Source organism: Paraburkholderia sp. SIMBA_054, from assembly GCF_046534875.1.
GTDB lineage: Bacteria > Pseudomonadota > Gammaproteobacteria > Burkholderiales > Burkholderiaceae > Paraburkholderia > Paraburkholderia hospita.
Map to the genome: position 1 here is coordinate 39,687 of NZ_JAWRXV010000024.1, position 13,621 is coordinate 53,307.

General features: G+C 60.3%; 15 protein-coding genes and 1 pseudogene. 6 read left to right on the plus strand and 10 right to left on the minus strand.

The window, feature by feature from the left end:
• Nucleotides 1-46: 46 nt before the first annotated feature.
• Nucleotides 47-340, minus strand: coding sequence for a hypothetical protein (locus SB822_RS27160; protein WP_007741962.1), 294 nt, complete (start codon nt 338-340; stop codon nt 47-49).
• 462 nt (nt 341-802) lie between these two features.
• Nucleotides 803-1,156, minus strand: a pseudogene (locus tag SB822_RS27165) (SET domain-containing protein-lysine N-methyltransferase); the annotation flags it as partial.
• Between the two features lie 126 nt (nt 1,157-1,282).
• Here SB822_RS27165 and SB822_RS27170 point away from each other — a divergent pair.
• The gene (locus SB822_RS27170) at nt 1,283-1,540 is read left to right on the plus strand and encodes a hypothetical protein (protein ID WP_410856073.1); all 258 of its coding nucleotides are present in this window, start codon (nt 1,283-1,285) and stop codon (nt 1,538-1,540) included.
• Nucleotides 1,541-1,566: 26 nt separating this feature from the next.
• On the opposite strand, the gene SB822_RS27175 is transcribed toward SB822_RS27170, so the two are convergent.
• Nucleotides 1,567-2,085, minus strand: a complete 519-nt coding sequence (locus SB822_RS27175; protein ID WP_410856074.1) for a DUF1643 domain-containing protein — start codon at nt 2,083-2,085, stop codon at nt 1,567-1,569.
• Nucleotides 2,086-2,123: 38 nt separating this feature from the next.
• On the opposite strand from SB822_RS27175, the gene SB822_RS27180 reads away from it, so the two are divergent.
• The 5 genes from SB822_RS27180 (at nt 2,124) to SB822_RS27200 (ending at nt 5,933) form a co-directional block, all read left to right on the plus strand.
• The gene (locus SB822_RS27180; protein WP_410856075.1) at nt 2,124-2,366 is read left to right on the plus strand and encodes a hypothetical protein; all 243 of its coding nucleotides are present in this window, start codon (nt 2,124-2,126) and stop codon (nt 2,364-2,366) included.
• A 528-nt stretch (nt 2,367-2,894) separates the two neighbouring features.
• On the plus strand, nt 2,895-3,023 hold the full coding sequence (locus SB822_RS27185; RefSeq protein ID WP_410856076.1) for a hypothetical protein: 129 nt from the start codon (nt 2,895-2,897) through the stop codon (nt 3,021-3,023).
• 360 nt (nt 3,024-3,383) lie between these two features.
• Nucleotides 3,384-3,785, plus strand: coding sequence for a TIGR01841 family phasin (phaP, locus tag SB822_RS27190; protein WP_086915466.1), 402 nt, complete (start codon nt 3,384-3,386; stop codon nt 3,783-3,785).
• Nucleotides 3,786-3,871: 86 nt separating this feature from the next.
• Nucleotides 3,872-5,602: a class I poly(R)-hydroxyalkanoic acid synthase gene (gene phaC, locus SB822_RS27195; protein ID WP_410856077.1), complete on the plus strand. Its 1,731-nt coding sequence runs from the start codon at nt 3,872-3,874 to the stop codon at nt 5,600-5,602.
• A gap of 148 nt (nt 5,603-5,750) precedes the next feature.
• Complete coding sequence (locus SB822_RS27200) at nt 5,751-5,933, plus strand: hypothetical protein (protein WP_410856078.1); 183 nt, start codon at nt 5,751-5,753, stop codon at nt 5,931-5,933.
• A gap of 114 nt (nt 5,934-6,047) precedes the next feature.
• Here SB822_RS27200 and chrA read toward each other — a convergent pair whose 3' ends face one another.
• From chrA to SB822_RS27235, 7 genes are all read right to left on the minus strand, one after another.
• Nucleotides 6,048-7,283: a chromate efflux transporter gene (gene chrA, locus SB822_RS27205; protein WP_410856079.1), complete on the minus strand. Its 1,236-nt coding sequence runs from the start codon at nt 7,281-7,283 to the stop codon at nt 6,048-6,050.
• A gap of 601 nt (nt 7,284-7,884) precedes the next feature.
• Nucleotides 7,885-8,934: a hypothetical protein gene (locus SB822_RS27210; RefSeq protein ID WP_079487316.1), complete on the minus strand. Its 1,050-nt coding sequence runs from the start codon at nt 8,932-8,934 to the stop codon at nt 7,885-7,887.
• 9 nt (nt 8,935-8,943) lie between these two features.
• Nucleotides 8,944-10,200: an MFS transporter gene (locus SB822_RS27215; protein WP_035538489.1), complete on the minus strand. Its 1,257-nt coding sequence runs from the start codon at nt 10,198-10,200 to the stop codon at nt 8,944-8,946.
• Nucleotides 10,187-10,615 carry a chromate resistance protein ChrB domain-containing protein gene (locus SB822_RS27220; protein ID WP_410856080.1) on the minus strand — a complete coding sequence of 143 codons (429 nt, stop codon included), beginning with the start codon at nt 10,613-10,615 and terminating at the stop codon, nt 10,187-10,189. The genes SB822_RS27215 and SB822_RS27220 overlap by 14 nt, the downstream gene beginning before the upstream one ends.
• Entirely contained in the window at nt 10,612-11,346 is a 735-nt protein-coding gene (locus SB822_RS27225; RefSeq protein WP_242684073.1) for a superoxide dismutase, read from the minus strand. The genes SB822_RS27220 and SB822_RS27225 overlap by 4 nt, the downstream gene beginning before the upstream one ends.
• Nucleotides 11,347-11,381: 35 nt before the next feature.
• A complete protein-coding gene (locus SB822_RS27230; RefSeq protein WP_079487313.1) occupies nt 11,382-12,566 on the minus strand; it encodes a chromate transporter in 1,185 nt (394 codons plus the stop codon).
• A complete protein-coding gene (locus SB822_RS27235) occupies nt 12,563-13,540 on the minus strand; it encodes a chromate resistance protein ChrB domain-containing protein (RefSeq protein WP_410856081.1) in 978 nt (325 codons plus the stop codon). The genes SB822_RS27230 and SB822_RS27235 overlap by 4 nt, the downstream gene beginning before the upstream one ends.
• Between the last annotated feature and the right edge of the window lie 81 nt (nt 13,541-13,621).

Sequence of the window (13,621 nt, forward strand, 5' to 3'; positions counted from 1 at the left end):
CTGCAATGCTCCGTCTCTGGTCTTAAGCGTGCCGCCCCTGCAGCTATCAGGGAAGCATGCCGCACTCGAACATCTTGTTGGCAACGGGTGCGGCCACCCTGTTGATGAACGCAGCGCGCATCTGCGGGTCGCTTTGGAGCATCTGTACCGCCTCCTGCTCTCTCTGGGATTTCGGATGGCCTCGTTTTGCCATTCTCTCTTGCCAAAGTTGCTCGCAACTCGCTTGCTGGTACTTCTGCACGAGATCGTCAGCGATCATGTTCATGACAGGGTATTGAGCAGTGGCGGCCTCCGCGAACAGCAACGCCGGTACCATCGCAAACCAAAGACATTTGTTCATGGGCTTACCCTCGCATCCTCACAAGCGGCTACTGGTCTGTCAGAGTTCCAAGATCGGCGCTTCCGCACGCAAGGCATGGTTCTTTACTTCTTCTACGCGCCCCGTCCAGGGGCGCGAGATCAACCACGCTCGTTCGAAAGATAGTCTACGCGACTAGTGGGGATGCCGATATTGGACCATGGTTCAATATCGAAGCAATTCGGCCACTGCCCGTCTTCTATGCGCGATTGCCTTTCCCGGATCGGCAGGGCAGCATTGGATCGAACGTGCTAATTCGCCTCATGCCGAAGCGTACTAGTTCGAATGGCGGTTCCACGCCTGTGAGCCGACGGATGCGAGTTGGAAGGTCGAATGTCCCGTCAGGGTCGAAGTGTGAGTTCGCTGACAGACGAAGCTGTCGTATGCTCGATGCCACCACCGTCAGCAATCCGCCACATTGCTGACGCAGAACACAGCCTGTTCCAATGTCGGCAATGGCCGGATGAACACACGATCGCCGACCTCAACCGCTTCGCGGTTGGGAATGCATGCGTGGTTCAGAAAGCGCGCGCTGTTGTCGCCGCGGCTGTCGTCGATCACGAGTCCGCTAGACAGCACAAAAACAAGCCTATGTCCGACAGCGGATTGCTGGCGAGCAGTCGCCCGACGGCAGCTGGTGACTTCACCTTTGCATTCGATGAGTCGCTCGCCAGCGGAGAGGGGACGCAACGCGAGCAGCCCCTTGCCGTGCACTGAAGAGCGCCGTCCCGTGATACGTCGCAGTCGCCTTGCGTTGTTTGTCCCTTCCTCCACGTAATACGAGCGACCGATCTTCATTGATTACCCTGTGTTTTCTCGTCGTTTCGATTACTCGTTGTGCTGCTTCGGTCATGAGTTGACTGGAACGTGATTCGCAGAGTAATGAAATGCTAGGATTCGTTTCCGACAACAACGGAAGCCCGTATGAAAAACGAATTCAAGATTTCGGAAATCAGTACGGAAACAAGCGACGACTATGTGAGTTTCGTCATCTCCGATCGCGATGGGAGCCGCGCGGCGACGATCGCCAGAACGGCGATCAGAGTTCTTGCTGCATCCACCGAATATGGTGAGACTCAAGTGATTCGGGACAATGCTGGCAAGATTCGAGAAGCGGCTGTCAAGTGGCGTAAAGCGAACCCGGACGCACTGGTTGTCGCTTTGGGCAGCTACGATTTCTGAGCGAGTGCAAAGAGCAGTGTTTTCGCTCATGCCTTCTCTCCCTTCTCTGCGGATGCCGCGATAGCTGCCGGGCGCCACTCGATCAACGGCTGATCGCTGCGCACGTATAGCGGATGGCGCGGCGAGCCGTCCTTCGTTGTGCCGAGACACCAGAGGCGCGCGCCAGCATCAGTCAAGATGCCGGCGACACGAACGGCGCGCTCAGGCTTGGCATTCGATCCCCACGCGCACACGACGTCGCCGCACTCGCGCGCGAAAACCCATAGGTAGTCATCGTTGTCAGGCCCGACTGGGTCGTGATGCGCCCACAGCGCGGCCGGGTCGGTCGAGCGCAGCGCGTACAGGTTCGCCACGGCGAGGCCATTGCAGTCCCAAAGCTTCGCGAAACCACGGCAGCGTCGGATCGTCGGATCGTCGAGCGCCGCGTCCGCCGTGCTCGGATTCAGCATCACGAACAAGGCCGTCGATTTCACGGGTGATAGCGACTCGGCTGCGCGCTTCAGCAAATAGCGATATGTGCCACAAGGGCTGATGACGGCACTCATGCTAGGATTCCTCGCAAAACATCCAGGAGACCACTGCCATGTCGAAACCCGTGATTTCGCCAGAAGAGTTTATTGCCGAAGTGAATAAGCGATTGCCGAGCATCGGTGGATATGAAACCGGGATGCGTGTGTCTCTCTATCCAGAGGGAAGCAACGGCGTGACTGCGAGCGGATATAGTTTGGAACCCGATACCATCGAGGCAAGAGCGGTCGTTGGAACTGCCATCTCGCAGGTGCTTTTCGCGTTCGATGTAAACCCGCACATTTCCCGAGAGTCCTGATTTACTCCGTTGGGTAAATGACAAATGCCAAGCTCCGCGAGCTTTCACAACAGTCGAAGGAGCAGGAGCCCTGACGTGGAACGCGGGATTCAACCGTGCGAGCCATGCGCAGACCTTTATGGGCACCCTTCGACGGTTGATCCGCACGATACGTTGACTCTCGTGGGAGCCGGCGCAGTGAAAGGCGCCCAGGTTGAGCAACACTACACCTGCGTTCGATGCGGCGCCGCATTCGCTCGTATCCTCAAAGGCGAGCCGCGACGACAGGTCTGGATGCTGCTGAACGCAGGGCAACATTAACCTGAAGCGCGTCCTTGCTAACAAGCTGCTTAAAGAACAAGAGCGCTGAATTGCCGCGCCGACACTCAGAACCTGGGCAACCGCCCATGCGGCGCAAACGGCGGCGGAGATAGCCATGTGGACTTGCCGAAACTGCAAGGCACGTTCCTCGTTCGATCAGGTCGAAGCCTAAACCGACGAAAGCGGGCTTTTTTCGTTTGTCGTGACTGTGATTACCGAAATAAGCTGGTGAAGTCGGGCGGAGATGCCTTCGAAGTGAAATACTCGGGCGATCTCGGCACCTATCCCTCCGACGCGGACGCTATCGAATCGGCGCAGCGTTGGGCGATGAAGTGGTGCGACGACAGCTCTGGATAGGGCACGCGTGTACGGATTCCTCGAAACGGCTCAGATATGCCGATGATTTGGTCTCCGTGCACCGGCGCCGGGGCAGCACCGCAAAGCGGCCCTGTCGCGAGTGCATTCTGTTCGTTCATGGTGTCGTTGTCCTTGCGGTTAATCCGGCGAGTTCGAGACCGGTTGGCGCGCGGCGATGCCCGTGCTACCTGAGCTCATGAATGGATCGAGTGCTTCTGGCTGGAGAAATGGCGATGCTATGCACGCCGCGGCGACGATGCGCTCGTGATGCCGACGTCGGGGAGTGCCCGCCCTGAATGAGGGCAAGTAAGTAGCTACCTTCCGTATGTAGTTTGCCGATTAATCGAGGAGAAGACAGTCATGGCTGATCAAACAAATCCCTTTGGCGATCTGACGAAGATGCTCGAACAGTTCAAGGTGCCGGGCGTCGATATGTCCGCGTTGGTCGAGTCGCGCAGGAAGGACATTGAGGCGATCGTCGAGGCGAACAAGTCCGCTTACGACGCGATGCAGGCGTTTGCTCGCAAGCAGACCGAGATGCTGACCCAGGCGATGCAGGACATTCAGGCAGCCACCCGTGCGGGTGCGGCGGACCCGGGCAAACACGCTGAGATGGCGCGCAATGCGTGGCTGAAGGCAGTCGAAGATACAAAGGATCTGGCAGAAATCGCGCGCAAGTCGCAACTGGAGGCAACGGCGAGCCTCACAAAACGCGCGAATGAACACGCGGCAGAGATCAAGCAGATGCTGCAGCGCAAATAGCTGGCGCGCCTTGGCCCGTCGAGCGAGTGGTGCGTTGTCATCGCGGGACGGCCAGCAACGATTAATCATAACTCTCAGGAGGCAGCATGGCCGCACCGTTCAACATGCCAGACGAGTTCGTCCAAGGCTTCTTTAAATCGGGCCAGACGCTGCTGCAAGCCTACACCGGCGCAGCTGGCAAGATCGGCGAAGTGCCTTCGACCCCCACCGGTATCCCGGCGCTTGCGCTGGCAGAAGCACAGGCGCATTACTGGCAGCAGCAGATGGCGCTGTACATGGGCATGGTGACGAGTGCGATGGGGCAAAAGCCCACGTCCGCCGTCGAACCCGAGCGCGGCGACCGCCGCTTCAGTGCCGATGCCTGGCGCGAGAATCCGTGGTACAGCATGCTCAAGCAGACATACCTGCTCAACTCGCGTCTGCTCAACGATATGGTCGAGGCTGCGGGTGTCGGCGAAAAGGAGAAGCACAGGCTGCGTTTCTACGCACGCCAGTTCATCGATTCGATGAGCCCCGCCAACTTCGCCGTGACCAATCCCGAAGCGGTGAAGACCGCCATCGAGACGCAGGGCGAAAGCGTGCGCACGGGCTTCGCCAATCTGCTCGAAGACCTGAAGCGCGGACGCATCTCGATCACCGATGAAAACGCGTTCGAAGTGGGGAGGAACGTCGCAGTATCGAAGGGATCGGTGGTGTTCGAGAACGAACTGTTCCAGTTGATCCAGTACGCGCCGCTCACCGAGCAGGTCGCCGAGCGGCCGGTCGTGATTGTGCCGCCCTGCATCAACAAGTTCTACATCCTCGATCTGCAGCCCGAGAACTCGTTCGTGCGCTATGCGGCCGAGCAGGGGCTGACCGTGTTCCTCGTGTCGTGGCGCAACCCCGACGCAGAACTCGGCCACGTCACGTGGGACGACTACATCGAAAACGGCGCGATCAAGGCGATCGAAGTTGGCCGCGCGATCAGCGGCGCCGACAAGGTCAATACAGTCGGCTGGTGTGTCGGCGGGACGATCCTGTCGTCGGCGCTTGCGGTGCTGCGCGCGCGCGGCGACGAGTCGGTCGCGAGCGTGACGCTCCTCACGACGATGCTCGACTTCAGCGATCCCGGCGACCTCGGCGTGTTTATCGACGAGCAGGGCGTGTCGCAGCGCGAGCAGACGATCGGCAAGGGCGGCATCTATTCCGGTGGTGAACTCGGCTTCGTGTTCCAGACGCTGCGCGCGAACGACCTGATCTGGCCGTATGTCGTGAACAACTACCTTAAGGGCGGCGCACCGCAGGCGTTCGACCTGCTCTACTGGAACGCCGACGGCACCAATCTGCCCGGCCCGATGTACGCCTGGTATCTGCGCAACACGTATCTCGAGAACAACCTCTGCAAGCCGGGCCGCCTCTCGATGTGCGGCACGCAGGTGGATCTCGGCAGCATCGACATTCCGAGCTATATCTTCGGCACGCAGGAAGATCACATCGTGCCGTGGAAGGGCGCGTACCGGTCGACGCAACTCGTCGGCGGTGACACGCAGTTCGTGCTCGGCGCGAGCGGGCATATCGCGGGCGTGGTCAATCCGGCGTCGAAGAACAAGCGCAGCTACTGGAGCGACGGCACGCTCGGCGACGATCCGCAGGCGTGGCTGGAATCGGCGCAATCGCATCCCGGAAGCTGGTGGACGCACTGGAACAACTGGCTGCAGGCGTATGCGGGCAAGCAGGTCGCAGCGCCGAAGAAGCTGGGCAACGCGAAGTACAAGCCGATCGAGCCGGCCCCTGGGCGTTATGTGAAAAAACATCCCCCGGAAGTCATGGGCGCCTGAGCGGCGTTGAGCACTTCAAACGTCGACGACGGATGTCTAAAAGCGCAACTCATCATGCACCGAGGCCGACGGCTAGTGCGCAAGCCCGCGATCGTGGCTATTGCGGGCTTTGCGCTTGAGGTGGCTGCGAAGGCATCTCATCGTCCCAGTGTCCGCCAACGCCACCGACCGCAACTTCGACACCGTCGCGCGCGTGCTTACCGTTACCGGTCCTGGCGGCGTCGTGGTGGCGCAGCTCCGGATGACAAGCACCACCGTCGCCTATCAGACGCAGAACTTTGGCCTGGCGTCTGGGTTCCCCTCGATCATCACGTTTCACAATGTTCCCTGACAGCGTCACGCGGACCCGGTCATTGCGGAAATAGCGTCCACTGCGAGCGATCGATGGCAGTTTTGGCCGGCCACGAGGCAGCGATGACCGCACGGGTGACGACCGCACATCGACTCAGTGCAAGGTCGCCTCGGCAATGCCGGCCAGCGCACAGAGCGCGACGACGGCGAGCGGTGGAATCTTCCAGCGTGTCAGCAAGAAAAACCCGATGGCTGCGATGGCAAAGTCGAGCTCCGAGAGAACCGCGCTGGTCCAGACCGGCGAGTACAGCGCGGTGGCCAGCAGTCCAACGACCGCCGCATTCACCCCCGCAAGCAGTGCAGCCATCGACGGGTGAGCGCGCAGCGCTTGCCAGTAAGGTAGCGCCGCAAGCACGAGCAGAAGACCCGGCAAAAAAATGCCCACGGTGGCGAGCAACGCGCCGGTCCAGTGATTCGGCGCTTCGGTCAGCATCCATCCGAGAAATGCAGCGAACGTGAATAAGGGGCCCGGGACGGCCTGTGCGGCGCCGTAGCCTGCGAGAAAATCGTTCGACGAGACCAGGCCGGCCTCAACGGTTTGATGCTGAAGAAGCGGTAGCACAACGTGACCGCCGCCGAAGACAAGCGCGCCCGAGCGATAGAACGCATTGAAGACCTCAAGTGCGTGGCCCGCGTGGAGTCGGACCAGCGCGGGAAGCCCGAACAGCAAGACACAGAAGAGGATCAACGCGACGGCACCCACCGTGCGGGATACACGGATTTCGTGCGTGTGTCGTGGTACTCGACCGGCGTCTGATGATGTCGTCGTCTGGCAAAACGCGAGCCCGAGCACAGCGCCGAGGGCGATAACGATGAGTTGCGCATAGACCGTCGTCAGAATGCTGAGCACCCCGATGGCGATGAGCGCGATGGCAGCACGGCGTTGATCCGGACACAGGCGCCGTGCCATATCCCAAACTGCTTGAGCGACGACAGCGACAGCGACGAGCTTCAGGCCATGGATCAAGCCGCCACCGACCATGCCGCCAAGACTCGGGGCGATGGCAGCAAAGCTGAGCAACAACAGGACTGAAGGCAGCGTGAATCCGCACCAGGCCGCGAGTCCCCCAAGCCACCCCGCTCGCAAGAGACCGATCGAGTACCCCACCTGGCTGCTGGCCGGTCCTGGAAGGAACTGACAGAGCCCGACCAGATCCGTGAAGGTTTCGTCATCAAGCCAGCGGCGCCGCTCAACGAATTCCCGGCGAAAGTATCCCAGATGGGCGATGGGACCGCCGAAGCACGTCAGCCCCAATTTGAGAAAAACCGCGAGAACCTCCGATGCGGAACCCTCCCGAGTCGAGTGCGCAGAGGTGATACCAGTTTCCATGATTGCCGGTTTTCCAGATTGAGAAGATCAGCACGCCCGCATGAAGATCTCGGTCATCTATCGTTGTTCGGGGGGCGACAGCATCGGGATTTTAATTATGACTCGATCTGGTCTCACGGTGCAGCGCCGTGAACGGTCCATGTCGCGCCATTCGCACCTGGTCTCGGATGTCGTTATCCGTCTATGGGGGCGGCTCGGTTTTTTAGGCGCTACCCTGTGCGCTCGCCGTGACCGTCTCATGCTGCCCAACAGGCGGGCGTTCGCGGGTATATCGTGACTCTCTCAAACGGGTCGATCCGAGCCGATGGTCGCCGGCTCGGGCTCGGCCACAAACAGACAGTGTCGGAATCTGACCGTACGTCCCTGCTGAGACCTAAAGCGGTCGTCCACAACGAAACTTCGATCGCGGCAATTCGATGTCGGAATCGCGTGCCGGGCCAGTCCGCGTTGCTGACGACCAGCCAGTATGTACACCAGCATATTGCGATAGCAACCACCACCATAGCGGCGACCAGGAAAACGAACTTCATATAGCCTTCCCATCCACGTCACCTTAGACCAAACTGCCTCGTCTGCTCACCGATCAAACCCTCCGACGACGTCACTGCCCGATCGTCGATTCCATGACACGCAACGTTGCCTGTCCGTGGACATTTTTGAGCGGGAAGTACGCTCGATGCGTAAGTTGATCCACCGCAATAACGTGTGCATTGGGGCCAACGCGTCCGTCGCCGATTTTCGATGCGCTGCCTGCTTCGGCTCTGAACATCGAGACAATGCCTGTTTCGCCTGCTACATAAAGCAGATGAAGTGCGGAGTCGAAAGCCAGAACATCCGGATCCTGGCCGACGTCAAACGATGAGGTGACGCGCATCGTACGCATGTCGACTACAAGCAGTTTGTCATTGCCTTCGCATGCTATAAAGGCTAGCCGTTGCCCCGGATCGATCAGCAGTCCGTGATTGCCGCGTGCGCCGGGTAAATCAATACGCGCGACGATTTGATCGGTGGCCGGGTCGATGTCCACCAGCTGTCGTCGCGACTGCACGTTCACGAAAATGTGCCGGGAAACCGGATCGTATTGTGTATTGCCAGCCTCGCCGCCGAGCGGGATCGTCGCGATCCGCGTGTTCGAGCGAATGTCAATCACTGTCTCGGTCGCACCTGTTTCGTCGGATACATAGAGTTTATGCAAATCGGGCGCATAGGCCATGCCGTCCGGGTAGGTGCCACCCGGCATACGCGCGGTGACCTTCAGTGTCACCTCATCAATCGCGACAATCTCGTTCGACCCCGTGGCCGACGCATAAACGCGTGACAGTTCAGGAATCGCCAGTACGCCATGCACTGAGGCTACGTCCGGAATCCGGCTGACGACGCGCGCAGCACGCGTATCGAACACGATGACCTGTCCGTCACCCAGGTGCGCGATGAACAGCAGATGACGCGCCGGGTCGAGGCTCGCGTAGTCGAGTCGGGTCGGCCGTCCGCCCAGAGGAACGTCGCCGAGCAGCTTCAATGGCAGACTGCCGGGTTCAAAACCATCATCAGCTCCCAGCGCAGGGAACGCGACCAGGCAAACTGCAGCAGCGATAGCGAACGCGACATGAAGCCGGCACCATGCAGCCGTCCGAATATGAGGTGCATTCATGATGAGACTCTACTCGGTGAGTTTCACCCGTCGGAAGACCCCCAACAGCGCGAGGTCATAGCCAATCTTGAGCACACCGCAGGCGACTAGCGGGGCACCGACCCATCCGACAGCCAGCAACGCGCCGGCCAGCGTGGGGCCGAGTGCCGACGCCAGGCTTCTGGGTACCGCCGTGAAGCTCGCAGCTGCCGGCCGTTCGGGCGGCGTCACCACCGCCATCACATAGGCGGTCCGTGTTGGCACGTCCATCTGCGAGAGCGCGCTGCGCATGAGCAGTAACGCCAGCGTCAGCAGCAAGGACGGCGCGAGGGCGGCACCAATCAGGCAGAGGCTGGATGGGATATGGGTGAACACCATGGTATTCAGCAATCCGATCTTGCGGGCCAGCGGCACCGCGGCGAGCTGCGAACCTGCGGTCAACAACCCTGCCCAGAAAAAGAACTGCCCCGCCGCTGCCAGCGAAAGGCCGAAGCGCTGCATCAACCACAGCGACAGCAACGAGTTCACGACCAGGCCACCAGCGAATGCGTCCACGCTGAAAAGCAGCGCGAGGCGCGTGACGATTCCGCGCGACGGACCCAACGATACGCTGCGTGACCGGTCTTGCCGTTGCGGTTCTGGCAACCTGCGATAGAGGAGCCAGAGGGCAAGTCCGACCAACCCATAGACGCCGAACATCGCGCGCAGGGCAGCGAGCAGTGACAAACCGACATGCATGACTAGCCAGCCTGGAATCGCTGCCGCCAAAGCACCCACCGCGGCGGACACCGCGCCGACCAGGCTATAGCGGGCGAAGATAGCCGTCCGCGCATCGCCCGCGGCTGAACCCGCGAGGCTCGCCAGTTCCAGCGGCAGAAAGAGGCTGACGTCCCCTGAACTGGGGTTGAGCGTCCCGACGAACGCGACGATGAGCAGCGGCCAGAGCGAAGACGATCCCATAAAGCCCATGCCGGTCGCGGCCATCAGGCCCGCCGCGAGGGTGAGCACGCGACGCAGCGGATGGCGTCCGGCGAAGATTCCGACCAGGATTGTCGCGAGCGCCGAACCGATCAGCGTGGCGCTGCTAACGAGTCCAACGTCCAGCTGGCCGAAACCAAGAGCCAGCAGGTACGCCGGCAGAAGCACCGCGACGAATCCGTCACAGAAACCGCGCAACCCGCGGCCGATGAGCAGGGGCAGCGCGCTCCCGTCCGCTCCGGCAGGCAACATCAGGCGTGATAGTGCGCCGCGACCGGCAATCGCGGGCGCTGTCTTAGGTGTGCGCATCGCTCCGACACCACGCATAGAGCGCGTCGTATATAACCATGCCGTGCCGCAGCTGCTCGTGGTCGTTGTCGAAATTGCGGGACAGTCCGATCGAGATCGCGTAAAGGCCGCTCGCCTCTGGAGCCAGATCGAGGCGACTGGTGTCCGCGCCGCGCACAATGTGCGCCAGCTTTTGCAGTGCCGAGTCGGTCAGCTGATACTTCTGCAGGAATGCATCGAAACTGCACAACTCGCCGTGGTGACCTAGTTCGACGTTGGGCACGTCATACGGTATGGCACCTGTCTCCCGTGTCACCCGCAGCACCTCATCGAGCGGCACATAAATAAACTCAGCTTCCCTGTCGATGAAATTGACGATCAGCCAGGGACAGGCGATCCGGTCAATCTTGGGACGTTCGCGCGTAACCCATTTCATGTCAACCTCCGCGAAGGCTGCGCGGCACTGAACCGCTGCGCAGCGTTTTCCCAGTTCAACAGCGTAAAGATCTGGGTGAGGTACTCGTTACGTTTGTTCTGGTATCTCAGGTAATACGCGTGTTCGAAGACGTCCAGCACAAGAATCGGCTGGATACCCCATGCCGTCAGCTTCTGATGATTTTCACACTGCAGCACCATCAGCTTGCCGGTTGCCGGGAGGTATCCGACAACGCCCCAACCGGAGGCTTCCACGGACAGCGTCGCTGCCAGCAGTTGGGCCTTGAATTTCGCATATGAGCCAAAATTCCTGTCGATAGCCTTGGCCAGTTCGCCTTTCGGTACGTCACCCTTTCCCGAAATGCTGGTCCAGTAAATGGTGTGCAGGATGTGGCTCGAAAGCTGGAAAGCCAGTTCCTTTTCGTAAAACTTCACCAGCGCGAAATCGTTTGAATCGCGCGCCTTGGCGAGTGCTTCTTCCGCCTTGTTAGCCGCGATGACTGCGGGCTTGTGATGGAAGTTGTAGTGCACTTCCACAGTGCGCGCGTCGATAACCGGTTCGAGTGCGTCGTAAGCGAATGGCAGTGGTGCCGCGACGTATTTGCCGTCCGCGTCAATCAGCTTGTCGGCATAACCCATGTCCTCTGCAGCATTTGCAGCTTGTGCCTGCGCCAACATGAGTCCTGCTCCGACAACAGCGGTGCCGTGCAGGAAGTTACGACGTGTTGCCATGATTGCTTTTCCTCGAAGACTGCGCGCTCGCGCGGCTAGAGACCGTGAGAATGAACAAGTGGATAAACAACAAGACCAAATAGTGCCGCTGCGATGACGATGACCGGCTCCTGCAACTTCTTGAAGCGCAATAGAAGCAGCACGGTTGCGAGTGCCAGCGCAATGGTTGGTATATCGATGAGTGATCGTTTTGCGATGACCAGAACCGAGCCCGTGATAGCACCAACGGCGGCCGCCGTGATGCCATCTACGAACGCCTTGACGCCCGGCAGCTTCCCGTATTTCTTGAAGTACGGTGCCGGAAGCACGGTGAACAGGTAACACGGCAGGAATGTGCCCAACGCAGCGACACATGCGCCAGCCAAGCCTGCCACCAGGTATCCAATGAATCCGACTGTGATGACGACCGGTCCCGGTGTAATCATCGCCACGGCAACCGCGTCGACAAACTGGCGGTCATTCAGCCAGTGGTGCTCGGTGACGACCCCGCCGTACAGAAACGGAACGATGGCGAGACCGGAGCCGAAGACGAACGCGCCGGCTTTCGCGAAGAACAGCCCGATCTGCCCGAGCAGTGGAAGGTCGAGCCCGCTGAACACGCCGCTCATGGCTGGCAGGTATCCCACAGCAAGCCCGTTTACGGAGCCTTTGGTGAGCCACTTCGGTGGCGCGCGTCGTAACCATCCGATGACCCCTGCAGCGATAAAGAGCCACGCAATCTCCGATTCCGTCACGAACGTGACGGCGGCCAGTGTCAGAAAAATGGCCCACAGCAGCCTGTCCGAACCGACAGTTTTTTTGGTCAGCTTGTACGCGCTCATCGCGATAATGCCGACGACCGCCGCGCCCACGCCGTAGAAGACCGCCTGCATCCACGACAGGCCGCCAAAGTGCGCGTAGGCCCAGCCAAGCGCCACAACCATCAGGAACGAAGGGATGACAAACGCAATGCCCACGAGCGTGGCGCCGAGCACACGGAAGTGCACATATCCGAGATAGATGGCCAGTTGAGCTGCCATCGGCCCCGGCGCCAACTGGGCCAGTGCTATCCCTTCCTTGTAATCCTCTTCGCTGATCCAGCCCAACCGTTCGACGAGGTCGCGGTGCATATAGCCGGCAAGCGCGACGGGCCCGCCGAAGCCAACGGTGCCAAGGCGCAACATGTAGCGGACCAGTTGACCAAGCGTGTAAGTGGGCACAGCGTGCGTGACGGTACTCATTGGCGTTTCCCTGCGTCGGCCCTTTCAGTTGCGGCAAAATGCGCAAGCAGCGAATCGAGGACGTTGCTCATTTCTGCCAGCAACGCGTCGTCAGTCAGCGCACGCGCTTTCGCTCCCGTCATGACGGCTTCGAAGCCGATGGCTTCCGGTACTGAGCCGCCGCCAATATCCAGCGCGTGTACCAGCGCGCCCAGTTTGAGTAGTCCTGGTTCGTCCTCAAGACCGAAACTGGCAACCAGCACTTCAAAGGTCACGCGCTCGCCAATATGGGAAAAAGCAGCGCCATCGAAGTCGAAACCGAGAGCGTCGGGAGGACATTCGTCGGGGGATGAAAGCCACAGGAAACGCGCATCGGAATCAACGAAGCGCCGAATAAGCCACGCGCTGGCCACACGGTCGACCCACAGCCGCTGGCGGGTCGCCCAGGTCCGGCCGTGATAGTCATCGCGGCGCAGCTTGGGAATAGCGCCTTCGACCTGATGTGGCTCGCCCGGCGACAAGACCGTGTTGGCCAGCGCGACGAAATCCTGCCACGCCGCCTCGGCGCGGGTAGATGCCTCGTTCCTGAAGAAATCGATGCTGGAAATTGCCTCGAAATCCTTGCCTGTGCGCCTCAACAGGCGGGCGATTTCCGCGGGCGAGAGTTCCGACAGGGTCTTTCTCGCATCGGCAAGCGCCCGTATGAAAGCTGCGTACTCGTCAGCCCGGTCGAACAGGGAGCGGAATTCTGCTTCTTGATCCACTCCGCGACTGGGAGCGCGGATGATATGAGCCGCCCCGCCGGCTTCGCCAATGCTCGATCCAAGTTCCAGCAATTCGGCTTCCGCGGCGTCGGTCGCGGGCAACAGATAAACCCCGTCACGCAGGACTGCGCAGCCTTTGGCTTTGAGAGCGCGCCAGAAGCGCATCCGGGCGGTGGCGTTGTCTGTTGGCAGGGTAAGGACCAGTAACAGCCAGGTATTCGATGTGCTCATGTTGTATACGTTACAACATGGTAGCGTACTCTACAAGGATGAAACTGTGGGGCGCGTTTGCGCACCCCGGGCACGCGCGAT

What these genes read in the sequence shown, in the direction of transcription:
- SB822_RS27180 (WP_410856075.1), top strand. Translation starts at nt 2,124, where the DNA reads ATGTCGAAACCCGTGATTTCGCCAGAAGAGTTTATTGCCGAAGTGAAT.
- SB822_RS27215 (WP_035538489.1), bottom strand. Translation starts at nt 10,200, where the DNA reads ATGCGCACACCTAAGACAGCGCCCGCGATTGCCGGTCGCGGCGCACTA.
- SB822_RS27210 (WP_079487316.1), bottom strand. Translation starts at nt 8,934, where the DNA reads ATGAATGCACCTCATATTCGGACGGCTGCATGGTGCCGGCTTCATGTC.
- SB822_RS27175 (WP_410856074.1), bottom strand. Translation starts at nt 2,085, where the DNA reads ATGAGTGCCGTCATCAGCCCTTGTGGCACATATCGCTATTTGCTGAAG.
- SB822_RS27225 (WP_242684073.1), bottom strand. Translation starts at nt 11,346, where the DNA reads ATGGCAACACGTCGTAACTTCCTGCACGGCACCGCTGTTGTCGGAGCA.
- SB822_RS27230 (WP_079487313.1), bottom strand. Translation starts at nt 12,566, where the DNA reads ATGAGTACCGTCACGCACGCTGTGCCCACTTACACGCTTGGTCAACTG.
- SB822_RS27220 (WP_410856080.1), bottom strand. Translation starts at nt 10,615, where the DNA reads ATGAAATGGGTTACGCGCGAACGTCCCAAGATTGACCGGATCGCCTGT.
- chrA (WP_410856079.1), bottom strand. Translation starts at nt 7,283, where the DNA reads ATGGAAACTGGTATCACCTCTGCGCACTCGACTCGGGAGGGTTCCGCA.
- phaC (WP_410856077.1), top strand. Translation starts at nt 3,872, where the DNA reads ATGGCCGCACCGTTCAACATGCCAGACGAGTTCGTCCAAGGCTTCTTT.
- SB822_RS27235 (WP_410856081.1), bottom strand. Translation starts at nt 13,540, where the DNA reads ATGAGCACATCGAATACCTGGCTGTTACTGGTCCTTACCCTGCCAACA.
- SB822_RS27170 (WP_410856073.1), top strand. Translation starts at nt 1,283, where the DNA reads ATGAAAAACGAATTCAAGATTTCGGAAATCAGTACGGAAACAAGCGAC.
- SB822_RS27160 (WP_007741962.1), bottom strand. Translation starts at nt 340, where the DNA reads ATGAACAAATGTCTTTGGTTTGCGATGGTACCGGCGTTGCTGTTCGCG.
- phaP (WP_086915466.1), top strand. Translation starts at nt 3,384, where the DNA reads ATGGCTGATCAAACAAATCCCTTTGGCGATCTGACGAAGATGCTCGAA.